This window comes from uncultured Roseobacter sp., from assembly GCF_947495275.1.
Classification (GTDB): Bacteria; Pseudomonadota; Alphaproteobacteria; order Rhodobacterales; family Rhodobacteraceae; genus Roseobacter.
In genome coordinates, this window is record NZ_CANLYL010000009.1 from 156,032 (window position 1) to 174,491 (window position 18,460).

16 protein-coding genes are annotated in these 18,460 nt (G+C 60.3%); 7 read left to right on the forward strand and 9 right to left on the reverse strand.

The features are described 5' to 3' along the window. Positions 1-17 precede the first annotated feature (17 nt). Positions 18-788, reverse strand: coding sequence for an FCD domain-containing protein (locus tag Q0802_RS16950; protein ID WP_298920469.1), 771 nt, complete (start codon positions 786-788; stop codon positions 18-20). A gap of 235 nt (positions 789-1,023) precedes the next feature. Here Q0802_RS16950 and smc point away from each other — a divergent pair, with 235 nt between their 5' ends. Next, on the forward strand, positions 1,024-4,479 hold the full coding sequence (gene smc / locus Q0802_RS16955) for a chromosome segregation protein SMC (RefSeq protein WP_298920471.1): 3,456 nt from the start codon (positions 1,024-1,026) through the stop codon (positions 4,477-4,479). Between the two features lie 236 nt (positions 4,480-4,715). Here smc and Q0802_RS16960 read toward each other — a convergent pair whose 3' ends face one another. From Q0802_RS16960 to Q0802_RS16970, 3 genes are read right to left on the reverse strand one after another with little or no spacing between them, the layout of a single operon-like run. After that, positions 4,716-5,885, reverse strand: coding sequence for a lytic murein transglycosylase (locus Q0802_RS16960; protein ID WP_298920473.1), 1,170 nt, complete (start codon positions 5,883-5,885; stop codon positions 4,716-4,718). Positions 5,886-5,906: 21 nt separating this feature from the next. Then, positions 5,907-6,812 (reverse strand): adenosylcobinamide-phosphate synthase CbiB, encoded by a 906-nt coding sequence (cbiB, locus tag Q0802_RS16965; RefSeq protein ID WP_298920475.1) that lies wholly within the window; start codon positions 6,810-6,812, stop codon positions 5,907-5,909. Further along, positions 6,809-7,762: a threonine-phosphate decarboxylase gene (locus tag Q0802_RS16970; RefSeq protein WP_298920477.1), complete on the reverse strand. Its 954-nt coding sequence runs from the start codon at positions 7,760-7,762 to the stop codon at positions 6,809-6,811. The genes cbiB and Q0802_RS16970 overlap by 4 nt, the downstream gene beginning before the upstream one ends. 196 nt (positions 7,763-7,958) lie before the next feature. Between Q0802_RS16970 and Q0802_RS16975 the strand changes: the two genes are divergently transcribed. Continuing rightward, positions 7,959-8,339, forward strand: coding sequence for a response regulator (locus Q0802_RS16975; RefSeq protein WP_298920480.1), 381 nt, complete (start codon positions 7,959-7,961; stop codon positions 8,337-8,339). On the opposite strand, the gene Q0802_RS16980 is transcribed toward Q0802_RS16975, so the two are convergent. After that, a complete protein-coding gene (locus tag Q0802_RS16980) occupies positions 8,340-9,314 on the reverse strand; it encodes a glutathione S-transferase family protein (RefSeq protein WP_298920483.1) in 975 nt (324 codons plus the stop codon). Positions 9,315-9,515: 201 nt separating this feature from the next. On the opposite strand from Q0802_RS16980, the gene Q0802_RS16985 reads away from it, so the two are divergent. Further along, on the forward strand, positions 9,516-9,866 hold the full coding sequence (locus Q0802_RS16985; RefSeq protein WP_298920485.1) for a hypothetical protein: 351 nt from the start codon (positions 9,516-9,518) through the stop codon (positions 9,864-9,866). A 9-nt stretch (positions 9,867-9,875) separates the two neighbouring features. Here Q0802_RS16985 and Q0802_RS16990 read toward each other — a convergent pair whose 3' ends face one another. After that, entirely contained in the window at positions 9,876-11,072 is a 1,197-nt protein-coding gene (locus Q0802_RS16990; protein ID WP_298920486.1) for a PatB family C-S lyase, read from the reverse strand. 99 nt (positions 11,073-11,171) lie between these two features. On the opposite strand from Q0802_RS16990, the gene def (Q0802_RS16995) reads away from it, so the two are divergent. From def (Q0802_RS16995) to Q0802_RS17010, 4 genes are read left to right on the forward strand one after another with little or no spacing between them, the layout of a single operon-like run. Next, the gene (gene def, locus Q0802_RS16995; protein ID WP_298920488.1) at positions 11,172-11,690 is read left to right on the forward strand and encodes a peptide deformylase; all 519 of its coding nucleotides are present in this window, start codon (positions 11,172-11,174) and stop codon (positions 11,688-11,690) included. Continuing rightward, entirely contained in the window at positions 11,687-12,184 is a 498-nt protein-coding gene (gene def, locus Q0802_RS17000; RefSeq protein WP_298920490.1) for a peptide deformylase, read from the forward strand. Before def (Q0802_RS16995) ends, def (Q0802_RS17000) begins: the two co-directional genes overlap by 4 nt. 24 nt (positions 12,185-12,208) lie before the next feature. Then, positions 12,209-13,114 (forward strand): methionyl-tRNA formyltransferase, encoded by a 906-nt coding sequence (gene fmt, locus Q0802_RS17005; RefSeq protein WP_298920492.1) that lies wholly within the window; start codon positions 12,209-12,211, stop codon positions 13,112-13,114. Between the two features lie 12 nt (positions 13,115-13,126). Continuing rightward, entirely contained in the window at positions 13,127-13,363 is a 237-nt protein-coding gene (locus tag Q0802_RS17010) for a hypothetical protein (protein ID WP_298920494.1), read from the forward strand. A 3-nt stretch (positions 13,364-13,366) separates the two neighbouring features. Here Q0802_RS17010 and Q0802_RS17015 read toward each other — a convergent pair whose 3' ends face one another. The 3 genes from Q0802_RS17015 to Q0802_RS17025 all read right to left on the reverse strand — a co-directional run bounded on the left by Q0802_RS17015 (position 13,367) and on the right by Q0802_RS17025 (position 18,460). Further along, on the reverse strand, positions 13,367-16,525 hold the full coding sequence (locus tag Q0802_RS17015) for an efflux RND transporter permease subunit (RefSeq protein WP_298920496.1): 3,159 nt from the start codon (positions 16,523-16,525) through the stop codon (positions 13,367-13,369). A 10-nt stretch (positions 16,526-16,535) separates the two neighbouring features. Further along, positions 16,536-17,657: an efflux RND transporter periplasmic adaptor subunit gene (locus tag Q0802_RS17020; protein WP_298920498.1), complete on the reverse strand. Its 1,122-nt coding sequence runs from the start codon at positions 17,655-17,657 to the stop codon at positions 16,536-16,538. 116 nt (positions 17,658-17,773) lie between these two features. After that, on the reverse strand, positions 17,774-18,460 hold the full coding sequence (locus Q0802_RS17025) for a TetR/AcrR family transcriptional regulator (RefSeq protein ID WP_298920500.1): 687 nt from the start codon (positions 18,458-18,460) through the stop codon (positions 17,774-17,776).

Sequence of the window (18,460 nt, forward strand, 5' to 3'; positions counted from 1 at the left end):
GCGATGAATATCAGGCGCTAGCCTTTGGCGACCTCGTGATCCAGCCGCTGCCGGGCGACCTCCTCGTTACGTTCAGCTGTGATCTGATCGTTCAGACAGGTCTCCACATAGCTAAGATGCTCTTCGACGGCCTCACGCGCGGCTTTCGGGTTGCGCTGTTGCAGACTGTCGTTGATCGCGCGATGCTGATCGAGCAACAACCCCCGCGTCGCGCGTTGCTTGAACATGATCTGCCGGTTGTAAAAAACGCCTTCGCGCAGCAGCTCATACATCGACCGCATCATATGCAGCATCACCACGTTATGGCTCGCCTCGATGATCGCCATGTGGAACTGCGCATCGAGCCGGGCCTCATCCTGCGGGTTGTGCTTGGTATGGGCGGCTTCCATCTTGTCAAAGACGGTCTGGACCACGCGCAGATCGGTCTCTGAAGCGAGCCGGGCGGCACGTTCGGCGGCCAACCCCTCCATGTCCCGGCGGAACGACAAATAGTCGAAGACAGCTTCCTCATGGCGGGCAAAGAGCTGCACCAGCGCGGGCGAAAACGCCGAGCCGAGCACATCGGCCACAAACACTCCGGCCCCGGCGCGCGTGCTCAGCAACCCCTGATCCTGTAAGGATCCGATGGCATCGCGCAGGCTGGGGCGGGAGACGTTCAGCCGTTCCGCCAGCTCACGTTCTGCGGGCAGCCGTTCGCCGGGGCGCAGGATGCCGCGCAGGATCAGCTGTTCGATCTGGCGCACGACGGCAGAGGATAGTTTCTCGGATTGTACCGGACGAAAGGGCATCATTTCACCTCATTGGTCAAATTATATGACCACTGCGCAAGGCAGGTAAACTCTTTATTACGCAAGGCGCGGCAGGGCTCCGCCGACGGGGCTATCGTCTCAAGTTTGCCCTGTTGAGACGTCAATATCTTGTGGATAACTCACCTGAGAGCGCAGCTTGTGGGGTGTTGAGGTTGACTTTAACCCCGAGCGCCCGTCACGCTACTGAACCAAAGGAATCATCACGGGCTTCATTTTGCGCTTCTCGAAACTCAGACTGACCGGCTTCAAAAGCTTCGTGGATCCCACCGATCTGATCATCGCGGATGGTTTGACCGGCGTTGTGGGGCCCAACGGCTGCGGCAAGTCGAACCTGTTGGAAGCGTTGCGCTGGGTGATGGGGGAAAACCGCCCTACGGCCATGCGTGGCGGAGGTATGGAAGATGTGATTTTTGCCGGAGCTGCAACGCGCCCGGCCCGCAATTTTGCCGAAGTGTCCCTGCATATCGACAATTCCGAAAGGCTGGCACCGGCTGGCTTTAATGAGGACGATCACCTCGATATCGTGCGCCGGATCACCCGCGATGTGGGCAGTGCCTATAAGGTCGGCACCAAGGATGTGCGAGCGCGGGATGTTCAGATGCTTTTTGCTGATGCCTCCACCGGCGCACATAGCCCGGCACTGGTGCGTCAGGGGCAGATTGCCGAGTTGATCAACGCCAAACCCAAGAACCGGCGGCGTATTTTGGAGGAGGCCGCGGGGATCAGCGGGCTCTATCAGCGCCGTCATGAGGCGGAGCTCAAGCTGAAAGGCGCGGAAGCCAATCTGACCCGCGTCGATGATGTGATCGAACAATTGGCCAACCAGCTGGGTCAACTGGCCCGTCAGGCCCGTCAGGCCGCACGTTATCGCGAGATTGGCAACGATCTGCGCCGCCGCGAAGGCATGTTGCTCTACCGGCGCTGGCGTGAAGCGGATGATGCAAGGAGCACCGCAGAGGATCACCTGCGCAGTCAGGTCACGCTTGCAGCGCAGGCCGAAGCCACGGTCCGGCAGGCCGCAAAGTCCAGAGAGACAGCCGAAGCCGCCCTGCCACCGCTGCGCGAGGAAGAGGCGATTGCCGCGGCAGTCTTGCAGCGCCTGACCGTTGAACGCGACACGCTGACCGATCAGGAAACCCGGGCTCAGGCGTTGATCGAAACGCTGACCGGGCGGATCGCGCAACTGGGCCATGATATCGACCGCGAAGGTGGGTTGAACCGCGATGCGGGGGAGACCATCGAGCGGCTGGAGTGGGAAGCACAAGAGCTGGACAAGGCCGCCGAAGGTCATGAAGCGGCGCTGGCGGAAGCTGCAGAGATGGCGCGGGAGGCGGCTGCGGTCTTGCAGACCCGCGAAGGCGAGATGTCCCAGCAGACCGAAGATATGGCGCGGTTGTCAGCGCGTCACGGTTCTGCCCAGCGGTTGCTGGAAGACAGCCGGAAGACGCAATCAAAAGCCGAAGCTGAAGCGGCCCGGGCGCGGGAGGCCGTTGCGGTCAGCCAGGCCGCACTCGCCAAGGCAGGTCAGGATTTTGCTCAGGCGCACGCAGCCGAAGCCGAAGCGGTCGCAACCGCGACCAGTGCGGAGACGGCCCTTGTTGACGCGGATGAAGCCCGCGCCGAGACACAGGCCCGCGAAGCCGAAGCCCGGGCCCAGCGATCAGAGGCCGAAGGTGAGATGAATGCCTTGCGGGCCGAAGCGGGGGCATTATCCAAGCTGGTGGCGCGCGATACCGCGGAAGGCGGACAGATCCTGGATCAGTTGCACGTCAAAACCGGCTATGAAAAGGCGCTTGGCGCCGCATTGGCCGATGACCTCCGAGCGCCGGAGGTTGCGGCGGACGGGCCGTCCGGCTGGGCGGTGCTACCGGCCTACGCCCAGCACCAACCGTTGCCCGAAGGGGTCAAGCCGTTGTCGCTCTTTGTAGATGTACCGGACGTGCTGTCCCGGCGGATGGGCCAGATCGGGTTGGTTGACCCTGATGACGGCCCGCGGTTGCAGGCCGATCTGCGCCCCGGGCAACGTCTGGTGTCGCCTGAAGGCGATCTGTGGCGGTGGGACGGTTTCCGCGCCTGGGCCGAAGACGCGCCCTCGGCAGCCGCGTTGCGTCTGCAGCAGCTGAACCGTCTGGAAGAACTCAAGCAAAACCTGGAGGCGGCAACGCAGCGGGCTGAGGGCGCAAAGGCCGCTCACGATCTTCTGGGCACCCAACTGGCGGAGCTTACCAAGGCCGATGCAATGGCGCGAGAAGCCCGTCGCGCCGCTGACAGGCTGGTGGCTGACGCGGGGCGCCGCCTGAGCCGGGCGGAGGCGGATCGCAACCTTGCGGAGGGTAGGCTGGAATCCCTTGGTCTGGCCGTTACGCGACACGATGAAGAGGCGATGATCGCCCGGACCCGTCTCAAGGAAGCGACACACGCTTTGGAAGATTTAGGCGATCTGACCGAGGCGCGCGAGCGGGTCGAAGCCGTGCGCATGGCAGTGGAGGCAGCGCGGATCACGATGATGTCGCGGCGATCTGGCCATGATGAGTTGCGCCGTGAAGGAGAGGCACGCACCAAGCGGCGTCAGGAAGTTACCAAGGAGGTCAGTGGCTGGCGGCATCGGCTGGAGACGGCAGAGAAACGCACAGCAGAGCTGGTGGAACGCAAGACGGCGGCCGAAAACGAACTGGAAACAGCCAGCGCCGCCCCCGCCGAGATCGCGGCCAAACGGGCGGAGATGAGCGATGCCATTTCCGTGGCAGAAGCGCGCAAGGCGCAAAGTGCAGATGCGCTTTCCTCCGCTGAAGGTACCCTGCGGGAGGCGAGCCTTGCCGAGCGAGAGGCAGAACGGCAGGCGTCCGAGGCGCGGGAGGCGCGCGCCCGCGCAGAGGCCCGCGCCGATGCTGCCCGCGAAGCTGTTGCTGCGGCTGCCGAGCGGATCGCTGACGAAAGCCAACTGACCCCGGCCCAGTTGCTGACCCAATTGGACGCAACACCTGATGAGATGCCCTGTGCGGAGGCGCTGGAGGCGGATGTAAATCGCTTGAAACGGCAGCGCGACGCCCTTGGCGCCGTCAACCTGCGCGCCGAAGAAGATGCGCGTGAGGTCCAGACCGAACACGATACTCTGACCGGCGAAAAAGCGGACCTTGAGGAAGCCATAAAGACTTTGCGCGGCGGTATTGCCAGCCTCAACCGCGAAGGGCGCGAACGGCTTTTAACCGCTTTCGAACAGGTCAATTCAAACTTCTCGCTGCTGTTCACCCATCTTTTCGGTGGTGGCGAGGCCAACCTGGTGATGGTCGAAAGCGATGACCCGCTGGAGGCTGGTCTGGAGATCATGTGCCAGCCACCGGGCAAGAAACTCTCGACACTCAGCCTGCTTAGCGGCGGCGAGCAGACCTTGACCGCGATGGCCCTGATCTTTGCGGTTTTCCTCGCCAATCCCGCGCCGATTTGTGTGCTCGATGAGGTCGACGCGCCGCTGGATGATGCGAATGTCACCCGGTTCTGCGATCTGCTCGACGAGATGTGCCGCCAGACCGAAACGCGGTTTTTGATCATCACCCACCACGCGGTGACGATGGCGCGCATGGACCGGCTGTTTGGCGTCACCATGGCCGAGCAAGGCGTGAGCCAACTGGTATCGGTTGACCTTAAAAAAGCCGAAACGCTGGTGGCCTGAAGCTAGCCTTGGGCGCGGTTTTCGGTTGTAGAAACGATGGCCGTGCGCAGGGGTGACGGAAAGGTCATTGAACACCTCTAGCGGTAGAGGCTGATTGCGGGCATTGCGGCTGGGTAAAAAAAGACCCTGCGCAGCCTCGGCCCGCAGGGTCAAAAAAGGTAGAAAACAAACCTGAATGTATGTTTCAGCCGGAAAACTACATTCCTGCGGGTAAAAATAGGTTAACGCCGAGGGCGTCAGAGCTTTGACAAAAGCGTCGGCGTGGGCCAGGCATCCGCAGGCAACCCCAGTCTTTTTTGTTCGCTCTGAACCGCGGCGCGGGTTTTTGCGCCTAGGATTCCATCAACCTTTCCAACGTCGTATCCACGCGCCTGCAATTTGCGTTGAAGCTCTTTGGTTTGTGCGCCGGTAAGCCCGATGTCGGGGTTGCCAGCGTCATAGACCGGCGCGCCTTGCAGCCTTGTGGCAAAATACGCGGCGGTCATGACATAGGTAAAGCTTTGATTCCATTCGAAATATACGTTGAAATTGGGATAGGCGAGGAAAGCGGGTCCTTTGTGTCCCTGCGGCAGTATCAGCGCTGCCGGAAGTCTGCTCTGCAGCGACCCATTGCGTGGCTTGATCCCCAAAGACGCCCATTCCGACGTGGGTTTCACCACTTTCAATCCGCTTTGAGACCAATCGAACTGTTGCGGGAGTCGCACTTCCTGTATCCATGGCTCGCCTGCCCGCCAGCCGAGGCTTTTCAGCATGGATCCCCCTGATGTCAAAGCATCTGCGGCGGATGTCTTTAACGAAACCTTACCATCGCCGTCCCCATCGACGCCGTTTTCAAGGATGTCACGCGGCAGCATCTGTACCATGCCGATCTCACCCGCCCAGGCACCTGTCGTGGTGTTGGGATCAAAATCACCCTGCTCAAAAAGTTCCAGCGCTGCAAAGACTTGCGGGCGAAAGAGCTCAGGCCTGCGGCAGTCGTGAGCCAGTGTCACCAGCGCATTCGCCGTGTTGAAATCACCCTGGAACCCGCCGTAATCCGTCTCGAACGCCCAGAAAGCAAGAAGGACCCCACGGTCAACGCCGTAGGTCTTTTCGATACGATCAAAGACAGCGTCATATTTTTGTGCATTGCTCTGACCGCGTTTGACCCTGTCAGCCGAGATCAACCGTTTGGAAAAATCCAGAAACGGGCGTTGGAAAACGCCCTGTGCTCGATCAGCTTTCAGAACTTTGGGGTCTTGCCGAATGTTTGCAAAGAATTTTTGCACATTGCTGGCGTTGTGACCTTTGGCGATGGCTTCGCCTTTCAGGCCGTCGACAAAGCCGGAGAAGGACCCGCCACAAGCCAGTGACAGGCTGGGCAGAACGGCGATGCATAGGGCCATCAGGGGGGTGGTTGGGCGCATTAAAACCTCCAGGGGGCAGGGCTATAAAATGACAATCAGGGCGCAGAGGACCAGAAACCCGGCCCATGCCCGCCATAGCATCGCGATACTGGCGTCGATGTCCACCGGGGTCAGGTCGGCGCGGCCCTGCGCATTGACAAAGGGAAACTCTCGCATTTGCCCGTCGTAGGCACGGGGACCTGCCAATGCGATCCCAAGCGCGCGAGACATGGCGGCTTCGGGCCATCCGGCGTTGGGCGAGCGGTGCAACCCTGCATCGGCGGCAATGCCCTGCCAGTCGAAACAGCGGGCGGGCAGGGCGATCAACAGGGCGGTCAGCCGAGCAGGGATCAGGTTCAGAAGGTCGTCCAGTCGGGCCGTCGCCCATCCAAATTCTTCGTACCTGTCGTTGCGATATCCGATCATGCTGTCACCGGTGTTGATCAGTTTATAGACGCAGATTCCGGGCAGTCCCGCGATCAGGAACCAGAAAGCGGGTGCGATGACCCCGTCGGAAAGGTTTTCCGCCGCACTTTCGATGGCGGAACGGGCAATCTGCGTTTCCCCCATCTTGGCGGTGTCGCGGCTTACAATCCGGGACACCATGCGACGTCCTTCCTGTACGGACATGCGCAACCCGTCGCCAACGGCCCGGACGTGTTGCACCAGTGAGCGCTGTGCGAGGAGGATCGCTGTCGCGAGAATCTCCACCACTCCGCCAAACGCGCCAAGGAAGGTTCCCGCAGCCCACCCAACTGCAATCAGGAGGAGCGCCGTGATCGTCCCCTTGGCTCGTCTGTTGTCGCCGCTGTTGAGGTGGTTGTCACACCAGCGTATCAATTTTCCCATGAGGACGGCAGGATGCGCGACACGATCCCAGAGCCAGCGCGGCTCCCCGATCAGCGCGTCCAGCAGCAGGGCAAAGATCAGGATCGCGGCGAAACTCATGCGAGCGCGGCCTCGACACGGGGCCAGTGGCGGGCATGGGGCAGTCCAAGGCGCAACCAGCTTGTATTATAGGGAAAACACCTGCTCCAGATCCTATGCTGTGCCAACCTGCGCTGCCAGTGCATTGCGTCACCGACGTCGTAAAGGCGGAACAGGGTCGTACCGCCGATCGGTTTGGCTCCGGCTTTTTGCATCAGGGCATCCAGCCGCGCACTGTCTTTGCAGAGGCGGATGCGGGTTTGATCGGCCCAGGCGTCGTCACCCAGTGCCGTAGCACCGATGTGCTGGGCTGGTCCGGAAACCGCCCAGGGGCCGACCGCCTCAACAAGTTGGTCCAGCAGAGCTGGATCGCCAATGACAAACCCCAGTCTGAGCCCCGCAAGACCCCAGAATTTTCCAAAGCTTTTAAGGATCAGCACCCCCGGTTCGCCGGCTTGCGCAATCAGGGATTCTTCAGGGACGACATCGCAGAAACTTTCGTCAATTACCGTGAGCTCCGGTTGACGAACCGGTAACGCCTGCGCGCTCCAGATCCGGCCATCGGGGTTGTTTGGGTGCACAACCACCTGGGCCGTCGCGGGGCCTTCTTCGTGAACTTCCCAGCCAGCCGCGCTGAAAGCTGCAGCGTGTTCATTGTAGGTGGGTCCTGGAATGCTGACCGTGCTTGCAGGCAGCAGCCCGGGGATCTGGGCAATCAGAGCGGAAGCCCCCGATGCGGCGATGATTCCGGCGCGTTCCGGCACGTTCCAAAAGCTGCGTGCTGCCGCAATCAGACGGGTTTGCGCGGCCCGGTCCGGCAGTGCCGTCCAGGCATCATCCGGCAGCTTCCCGACCGGATATGCATGCGGATTGATGCCTGTCGAAAGGTCGCACCAATCGATTCGACCTCCCCCATGTTCGAGAATGGCGGCATCGAGCCCACCACCATGATCACGTTTTTTTTTAGTCAACAATCTGCTCTTTTTGCCTTGATCGTGGCGCAAATCCGCGCCTTTACTTGTCGCTAAAAGCGGAAAGTAGCCGGTTAATCAAGTCTGATTGCAAATGATAAATTTGTCATCGAAAGTTTAATCGTTTGTTAACCTTTGAAGCAGACGACAGTATTACATAGTGAAATAATTCCGGAGCTTCCGGAATGGAGGGCAGATGAAGGTTCTAATTGTCGAGAGCCAGAACGATCTGGCTAGTATTTGGAAAAGACACCTCGAACGGATGGGTATGACCGTCGCGCGCTGCGCTGGTCAGGCGGATGCCATTCGTCATCTCAGCACGCATCACACAGATATCATCATTATGGATCTTGTGCTGGGGGAAGGCTCTGCACTGGCGGTGGCGGATTACGCGAGTTACCGGCAGCCCGAGGCGCAGGTTATTTTTGTTACGAATACATCTTTCTTTTCAGACGGATCAATTTTTTCCCACGCAACCAATGCCTGCGCGTTTGTGCAAAGCGCAACGCCCCCCGAAGATCTCGCTGCCATGGTGGAACACTATGGCGCGCATTCAGAGCAGAGTGGGGCGGCCTGATCACCCGCGTCCGTGCGGGGTGTCAAAATTCAGTTCCGGCCCGATCGGGATAATGCGATGCGGATTGATGCTGTCATGGCTGAAATGGTAGTGCCGGATGATGTGGTCGAAATTCACGGTCTGCGCCACGCCGGGCATTTGATAGAGTTCACGGGTGTAGGCCCAGAGGTTGGGAAAATCGACTAACCGCTTGCGGTTGCATTTGAAATGCAGGTGGTAGACGGGATCAAATCGCACAAGAGTTGTGAACAGACGCCAATCCGCTTCGGTCAGTGTATCGCCCATCAGGTAGCGGTTGTCAGACAGCTTTTGTTCGAGCCAATCCAGGGTGTCAAAGAGCGGGCCCACGGCTGCGTCATAAGCTTCCTGTGTCGTGGCAAAGCCGCATTTGTAGACGCCGTTGTTGAAGCTGTCGTAGATACGCTCATTGATCGGCGCGATGACCTCGTGAAGCTCTTCTGGCCAGTAGTTGTCACTGTTTCCTGTCACCGCGTCGAAGGCCGTGTTGAGCATGCGAATGATCTCTGAGCTTTCGTTGGAGACAATGGTCTCGCGGGTCTTGTCCCACAAGATCGGCACCGTGACCCTGCCGGAATATTTTGGGTCCGCTTTTGTATAGATGTCGCGCGCATAGGGCAGTCCGTAGAGCGTATCGCCGGTGGCCCCCTTGTCGTCGGTCTCAAACGTCCAGCCGTCCTGCAACATATCCGGATGGACGGCTGAGACGGAGATGTGATCTTCAAGCTCCTTCAACTGGCGAAAGATCAAAGTGCGATGTGCCCAGGGGCAGGCATAGCTGACGTAGAGGTGATATCGACCCGATTCGGCTGCAAACCCAGCTTCGCCCGTGGGGCCCTCACTACCATCGGTAGTAATCCAGTTTCTGAAACCCGCTTCAGAGCGTTTGAATTTTCCGCCGGTGGACTTGGTATCATACCAGGTGTCCTGCCACACGCCGTCTACCAGTAAACCCATGTCATTCTCCTTTGTACGTTGGCCAGTCTCTATGTGGCGCTGAGCGCAAGGTAATTTGTCACCTGTCGGAATAACAGGTTTGTGCGCGCGCAAGGTCTCTGCGCAGGCGCACACGCTATGCGGTATGACATAAAAACTTAACTTGATTTTTAGGGGACCGCGTCATCATCTGGCATAGGGGAATGTAGGAAAGTAACGAATATGGAAGCGATTTTTTCCAAGGAAATTCAAGCTGGTCTGGATCAGGCACGCTTGGAAAGCCTCAAACTGGCGTCGCGGTTGCGCGTCGATGTGGGCGGGCAAATTCATCCGATTTTGCGCATGTGGAAAACCGGGTTCGTGATGGAGCCGGAGACGCCAGCGTTGCGGGGGTTTGTGGACGTCTATGACGGCAGCCTGCACCTGTTTCAGTGCCTCATCGTCACGAGCGACGAGGAGGATGGTGAGCGCTGTTACGAGTTCAAGCGCGCCACAGCCGTCTCAGAAGGACCCGCCGTGGATTTTGAGATCGCGGATGATGCGCCTGTGGGGCTGATCGAAGACGCGCGCTAGGCCCTGAGCCTACTGTAAATCGCCGAATGCGGCCTGAAGCCTGTCGCAGGCTTCCTGGATGCGTGCGCGTGGCGTGGCCAGATTGAACCGCAGGAAGGTTTCACCGCCTGCGCCGAATTCCGGGCCTGAACTGGGCGCAATGCGCGCCTCCTTCAGCACACGTCGGGAAATTTCCTCATAGCTCATGCCGGTCCCGGAAAAATCGACCCAGGCCAGATAGGTGGATTTCAGCGGCAGCGAATGCACGCCGGGGATCGCATCCATCGCCGCATCAAAAAGCCGGCGGTTGCCTTCGAGGTAGGCGACCTGCGCATCGACCCATTCCGCCCCTGCGGGTGAATAGGCAGCGGTGATCATCAGCAGGCTCAACCCGGCGGGTTTGTAATCCAGGGTATTCAGGCGGTGTTGCATCTGACGGCGCAACGCGGCGTTGGAGATGATCATATTGCCAGTGCGTTGCCCGGCGATATTGAAGGTTTTGGAGGCGGAGGTCAGGACAACCATTCGGTCCTGATGCTCGGGTGCGGCGACATGCAGCGGCATAAAGGTGCTGCCGGAATAGACAAGATCGTGATGCACCTCGTCGGTCACAAGCAGAAGATCGTTGCGGGCGGCGAATTCGGCAAGATCGCGCAACTCGGTGACGCTCCAGACCCGCCCTGAGGGGTTTTGCGGTGAACACCAGATCAGCAGCTTTTCCCGCCCCGTCAGGCGGCTCTGCGCATCTGCCAGATCAAGCTGATAGGTGTCCCCGTCGCGAACCAGCGGGCATTCGGTCACTTTGCGGCCGGATTTTTCGATTTTCACGCGGAATTCGTGATAGACGGGGCTGAAGATGACAGCGTGATCGCCCGCATCACTCCAGACATCGAGCGCCAGCGCGATCGCATTGCCCAGCCCCTGCACCGTGAGAATCCATTCAGGATCAATCGTCCAGTTGTGCCGAGTCTGCATCCACCATTGGATCGCTGCGTGATATTCGTCGTTTACCGGCGTATAACCGAAAATGCCGTGATCAGCGGCAGCATACAGCGCTTGCGTGACACAGGCGGGTGCCGGGTAGTCACTGTCTGCGGTCCACATCGCAAGGCCATCGGTTGGCGAAACGCCGTAGTATTTCTCCATGTAGTCCCATTTGCTCGACTGGGTGCCACGACGGTCGATTACGGTATCAAAACGGGCGTCGTCGTTGTCATCCAGACTCATGAGGGGGCTCCTTTTCGCTGGCCATATAGCTAGCGAGATTCTGGCGGGCTGCAAGTCCCGGATGTTGCAGGCGCTCCGTTCCTGTCATACATGAGGTCCATGAAACGAAACATTCTGTTGCACCCCGATCCCCGGCTCAAAAAGCTCTGTGCGCCGGTGACCGATCTGACCGATGAATTACGCGCTCTGGCGGATGATATGCTGGAGACGATGTATCATGCACCGGGCGTCGGGCTGGCCGCACCGCAAGTCGGTATTCTGCAGCGTTTGGTGGTGCTGGATTGTGTAAAGGGCGAAAACGAACCCGCCCGGCCCCTGATCATGTTCAACCCCGAGATCGTCTCGTCCTCTGAGGAGACCAGCGTTTACGAAGAGGGCTGCCTGTCGATCCCGGAACAGTTCGCCGATGTCACCCGCCCGGCGGAAGTGGAGGTGCGTTGGACCGACCGCGACGGCAAGGAACAAACGGAAGTTTTCACCGGTCTCTGGGCGACCTGTGCACAGCACGAGATTGATCACCTGGATGGCAAGCTGTTCATTGACTACCTCAAACCGCTCAAACGCCAGATGATCACCCGCAAGATGGTCAAGTTCAAACGCGAGCTGGCGCGCGCATGACCGTACGGCCTTGTCTGCCTTGGCCTGACAAGCGCCTGCGCACGCCTGCTGCCGAGGTGGCGGAGATCTCCGACGACATCCGGGCGATCTGGACTGACATGATCGACACGATGGACGCTATGCCGGGCGTGGGGCTTGCCGGTCCGCAGATTGGCGTGATGCTGCAACTGGCAGTGGTTGACGCCTCAGACAAGCGTGATCGCCGCATCCGGATGGCGAACCCGACTGTTATTGACGCCTCTGCCATCATGAACGAGCACGAAGAGGCAAGCCCCAACCTGCCGGGTGTTTTTGCAAAAATTTCGCGCCCAAGAGGGGTTGCCGTCCGGTTCATGGATGAGAACGGGCTCTATGTCCGCCGTGATTTCGTCGGGTTGGAAGCGACCAGCGTTCAGCATCAAATCGACCATCTTCAGGGGAAGATGTATTTTGACCGTCTGAGCAAGGTCAAACGCGATATGCTGCTGCGCCGCGCCCGCAAAGCCAAACGCTGACGTCAGGCAGTCAGGGGAACAAAGATGCGCATCATTTTCATGGGAACGCCGGATTTTTCTGTGCCTGTGCTAGACGCCCTGGTCGAGGCCGGGCACGAGGTGGTCTGCGTTTACAGCCAGCCACCACGTCCGGCGGGCCGTGGCAAGAAGGATCGCCTCGGTCCGGTCCACCAGCGCGCTGAGGCCCTGGGCCTGCCGGTGAGGACGCCCACATCGCTTAAATCGGTGCAATCGCAGCAGGAATTCGCGGCCCTGTCGGCAGATGTCGCGGTTGTTGTGGCTTACGGGCTCATTCTGCCGCAGGCCATTCTGGACGCGCCAGACAAGGGTTGTCTGAACATCCACGCCAGCCTGTTGCCGCGCTGGCGGGGGGCTGCGCCCATCCACAGGGCCATTATGGCCGGGGATCGGTCAACCGGTGTCTGTATCATGCAGATGGACGCGGGGTTGGACACAGGCCCGGTTCTGCTGCGTCAAGAGACACGGGTAGCGCCTGATGAGACCACACAATCGCTGCACAACCGTCTGGCGGGCATGGGCGCTGCTTTGATCGTCACGGCCCTGTCGCAGCTGGACCAGCTTGCACCGGTCGCGCAACCTGACAACGGTGTCACCTATGCGGCAAAGATCGACAAGTCCGAAGCGCGGGTCGACTGGTCACGCCCCGCGGCGGAAGTGGACCGGCTGATCCGGGGACTTTCGCCTTTTCCGGGGGCATGGACGATGAACGCGGACACAAGGATCAAGCTATTGGCCTCGCGCCTGTCAGATGGGGCAGGGACGCCCGGAGAGGTGCTGCAGGACCCGCTGCGCGTGGTTTGCGGCGATGGTGCGGTGGAACTCATACGCTTGCAGCGCGCGGGCAAAGCTGCGCAGGATGCGACGGAGTTTCTGCGCGGTTGGCCGTTGACCGCTGGCAGTATTCTTTGAAGGAGAACGCGCATGTTTCCGACCCTCATCGGCACCGTGGTGATCGCGGGGATCGTTGGTTATCTTTGCGAGAAATCGGGTTTTACCCATAACGGTATACTGCAGAGCATCATCATCTGCATTGGCGGGGCTTTCCTGTTCTATTTCATCCGGCTGATGTTTGGTTTTGGCTTTTCGAGCCCCGGCATGAATGCGATCGTGTCCTCCATTGGGGCGCTGATCATCGTGCCCTTTCACTGGCGCAGGTAGATTTCACTGCGCCGGTGTGGCGGGCATGTCCTCTTGCGGTTTCGGGGTGCGCACGCAGAGCCGCAACAAGGGCGGTACCGTCAGAAGTGTCAGAAACGCCGACATTGACAGCCCGCCCACAACCACGGCCCCCAATCCGCTGTAAAGCTCCGATCCCTCACCGGGGAAGATCACCAGGGGCAACATGCCAAACACGCTGGTCAGCGTTGACATGAAAATCGGACGGATGCGGTTGCGCGTGGCTTCCTCAATGGCGTCGATGGGCGCCATGCCTTCGTCGCGCAGGTGAAACAGGGTCTGATGCACAATGAGGATCGCGTTGTTCACAACGATCCCCACCAGAATGATGAACCCCAGCAGGGTGAGCATGTCGAGCGGCTGGGTCTGGAACAGGTTCAGCAAGGCCAGCCCACCAACACCCCCCGCTGCGGCAACCGGCACCGAGATCAGAATGACCAGTGGCAGAACAAAGCTCTCGAAAAGAATGGCCATCACCAGGAACACGATGACAAGCGCAACGGCAAGGTTGATCTGAATGGCGTCCCACGTCTGGCTGAGTTGGTCGGCGGTGCCGGACACACTCATGCGGATGCCGTTTGGCAGGCCGCGCTCCTGAAGAACCGATACAACTTCATTCTGCAACAATTCTACGGCGGCTTCGAGAGGCAAGGCATCCGAGGGGCGCACTTCCAACGTGACGGTCCGCAACCGGTCCCGATGCCTGATTTCGGTAGGGCCGGCCGTCACGACCACATCCGCAAGGGCGCTGACCGGCACGATCTGTCCCGAAGGTGTCACCACCGGGTAATTGCCGATGTCCTGCGTGCGCTGGGCAAGTTGCAGCCCGGTATCGCCCTTGAGCATCAGGTTCAGCCGTTCTGCGCCCACTGTGATCTCTGCCACGCGCAGCCCGTCGTTGAAAGCATCCACCGTCAGGGCAAGATCCGAGGCCGTGAGGCCCGCATCTGCCAGCCGCAGTCTGTCGGGCACAAGACGCACCTCTGGCGCCCCCAGTTCAAGACCGGGGATCGGGCGGAACTGATGGCCTTCGGCGCGCGGCAGCAGACCCGCGATGGTGCCAGCGGCCTGACCGGCTACGGACAGGATATCGTCCAGGTCCTGGCCGGAGATATTGAGCTCAATGGTGCGTCCCCCGCCGACACCCCGCCCGAAGAGGGACGGCTGGGTCATGAAACCGAAGGTGCCCGGTTCGGCAAAGATCGGCCCGGACAGAACCGGTATGAGGTCCCCCGCACGTGTCCCGTCAACGGCGGCGGCCCCTACGAAACTGTTGCCGGGGGTGGCCACAAAGAAGAAATTTTCAATTGTCGGCGTGCCGTCGGGCATTGCGATTTCTGGCGCGGCTTCCCAGAGCGGGCGCGCCGTTGCCTCTATCCGCTGCGCGATGGTCTGGGTGGTTTCGAGGTTATACCCGGGCGGAGGGATGATCAACCCAAAAACAAGGTTGCGATTGCCTTCGGGCAGGTATTCCAGGCGCGGCAGGAACAGGAAGGTTGCGGCGGCTGCGCTGCCGGCAATCGCGGCCACCATCATCAGCCCGATGGCACGATACCGCACGGTCATCCGCACGTAGGACATGACAAGATGATGAAACCCCCGTGCCAGATGATCGAGGCCCCAGACCTTCATCGTGCTGTGGGTGCCTTGCTGCAGCAACCGGCTGGCCAACGCCGGGATCACGGTGACCGCGACGACAAGCGACAACAACACAGAGACCGAAATGGCCACCGCGATATCGCGAAAAAGCTGCCCGGCTTCGAGTTGCATGATCAGGATCGGGATAAAGACCAGCACGGTTGTCAGGGCCGACACAAGAATGGCACCCCAGACCTGTTTGGCGCCGAGGTAGGCCGCTTCGCGACGCGATTTACCCTGTTCCCGCAGCCGGTAGATGTTTTCCAACACCACGATGGCGGCATCGACGATCATGCCCACGGCAAAGGCGATGCCCGCCAGCGAGATCACATTCAGCGTCCGCCCGGTCGCGGCCATGGCCACAAAAGTTGCCACGATGCTGACCGGGATTGCCAGAGATACGACCGCCGTGGCGCGCGGACTTCGCAGGAAGGCCAGCAGGATTGCAGCCGCGAGCATGGCGCCGATCCAGATGTTCTGGGTGACCAGATCAATGGCCCCGTTGATGTAGACGGTTTCGTCATAGGCCTGCCGCATATTGAGCCCGGCATCAGACACCGGGCCGTCATTCAGCTCGGTCAGAACGCGGCGCACGGCTTCCATGGTGGCAATGACATTCGCCCCGGGTTCGCGCACGATGTTGAAGGCAAGCCCGGGCTCACCCCGGAATCGCAACCTTGCGGTCGGGTCGCGATAGGAGAACCCCACATCGGCCACATCGCCCACGCGCACCCGGCCCGACCCGCTGCCGCCGCGCTCTGAGCGCAAGACAACTTCCTCGATGGCGGCTGCGGTGTTGAGGTTTCCTTCGGCGCGCACCACGTAGCGGCGTTTGCCTTCTTCCACATCCCCCGCCGAGAGGGAGATGTTCTCATTGCGCAGGGTCCGGACGACATCGGGTACAGTCATCCCGAACCGCGCCAGTTGACGCGGGTCAACCACGACCTGCAACTCGCGGGTCACCCCGCCGAATACATTCACCGCAGAGACACCCTCGACCCGCTCAAGCCGGTCCTTGATGATGTCTTCAACAAAGTCCCCATAAGTGGGCATCTCGCGTGTGTTGCCTTCCTTGGCGCTCAGCAGCACCCAGGCAATCGGGCTGTCATCCGCACCTGAGGTGTCGAGCGACGGCTCTCCGGCCTCATCAGGATAGTCGCCGACCCGGTCGAGCCTGTTGGAAACCAGAAGCAGGGATTGGCTCATGTCCGACCCGATGCCAAATTCCAGCGTCACCTCCGCCTCACCCGAACGGGCGCGCGAGGTCATGATGTCGAGACCCTCAAGACCGCGCAACGCCTCTTCCTGCGGATTGATGATCTCGCGCTCTATTTCCGAGGGTGCGGCCCCGGGCCAATCTGTCGTGATGACAACAATCGGTTTGCGCACATCGGGTGCCAGTTGAATTGGGATGCGCGTGACCGCGAGGATGCCGAAGAGCACGGCCATGACGACCGCGGCGATAACGGCGACCGGACGGTCGATGGCAAAACGGATGATATCCACGACCGCCCCCTTAGTTCCCTGCGTTCATCGGGGCAATGGGCTGGCCTGGTCGCAGGCGCTCGTTGCCGCGCGTGACCACCACATCGCCTGCGTTTAAACCGTCCAGAACCTCGAAACGATTGCCCAGGGCCACGCCGATCTGAATGTTGCGAGGCTGTGCCTGGCCTTCTTCGGAGACAAAAACCATCCACCCGCCGCGGGCCTGTACCAGCGCATCCTTGGGAACCGAGAGGACTTCGCGCGGGGCGCTGATCGGGATGGACACCGTGATCGACTGGCCAATGGCCACCGTGCGCATCTCCATCAGAGCGGGAGAGGCAAACCGTACCGGCCGGGTCCGAGTGGCGGTGTTTTCAACCGGCAACAGAACACGCACCGTCAGCGCCAGCTCTTCGCCGGCTTCCGTGACGCCGGTGACCTGCAGGCCCGGTTCCAGCACGCGGATGTATTTGGCCGGGACGCTGGCTTCGATCTCGAAGGCCTGCGTATCCAGAAGGGACACAACCGAGGCACCGGAGCTGATGTACTCACCGGGATTGGTATCCACGTCGAGCACGATGCCCGAGAAAGGCGCTCTGATTTTGGCGCGTTCCAGCTGGTAGCGGGTTTCGGCGGCATTGGCCTTGGCTGTCTGCACCCGGGCTTCGGCTTCGGCCAGCTGGCCGCGCGCTTCAAAGAAATCGCTTTGTGCTTCGTCAAACCTGCTGGTCGAGAAGGACGTTGTCCCCCGCAACCCCTCGATCCGCCCAAGCGCCTTGGTGGATCTGTCCACACGGGATGCGGCGGTGGCGATCCCGGCGCTTGCTTCGGCAAGGCGCGCTTCGGCCTGCCTGGCCAGAATTTCCAGCAATTCGGTATCGAGTTCCGCCAGCACGTCGCCTTCTGTAACCGCGTCACCTTCCAGCACGTGGACGACCTCGACCGTGCCGGCGATGCGGCTGGCTATCGTGCCTTCTCTGGCGGTCACCACTTCGGCAAAAAGGGGAACGGTTTCCGCAATGCTCTGCATTTCAACTGTTTCAACACCGACCGAAGCCGCGCGCCCCTGTGCCAGCGCGCCGCTTGTTGCCAGGGCCAAGGCACTTGCCGCGACGAGGCTGATAAACGGCAATGAAACGAAAAATCTGGTCATGCGAAGCCTTTTGAAGTCATCACGTTTAAGCGTTGCATGCAGTTTGCAAACACCCGTGCCGGTCACCTAGCACTTAACGAAACGGAATCCCGCTTAAAAGATCATGCCGGGGTAAATTAGTCGCGAGATTTCGCCAGCTTACGCGCTTCGATCTCCTGCGTATAGGCTACCATTGCGTCAACCTCATCGGGGGTCGGCTCCTGCCCGGTGAATCCCAGAATATAGCTGGCATTTAACCGGCTGCGCTCCTGCATGGGTTCATTCAATTGCGCGTCATCGTAGCCGATCTGCATGTAGTAGAGGATGCGCGCACGGGCGATGGCCTCAAGTTCCGGGTAGCCGAAACGCACAAAAAGCGACCGCAGCGCTTCGAGCCGTTCGGTTTCGGAGGCGCGTAGCACGGCGCGAACCTCATCAGAGCGGCGCGCCCAGTCGCGAATGGCAAAATCAAGCCGCGTGTTGAAAAGATCCGGATTTACAAAACATCGAAAGATATTGCTGACGGCCGCGGTGATCGTTTCGGCGGGGGTTTCCACCTTGGCAATTAGCGCAGCCGTGTTTGTTTGCTGCCAGTGATCGAGAAGCGCGTCGAGAAGGTCCTGCCGGGATTTGAAATACCAGTAAAAACTGGAGCGTGACACATTGAGCCGCGCGCCTAGAAGCTGAACTTTCACCCCCTCGACGCCATGTTCGATCAGCGCTTCGCGGGCGGCATCCAGCCAATCCTGTCGCGTCACCTTGATGTTGCCGACAAGCTCAGGCGCGTCATCAGGCGCGGGGGGGGAGGTCTCAGGAGGGCTCAA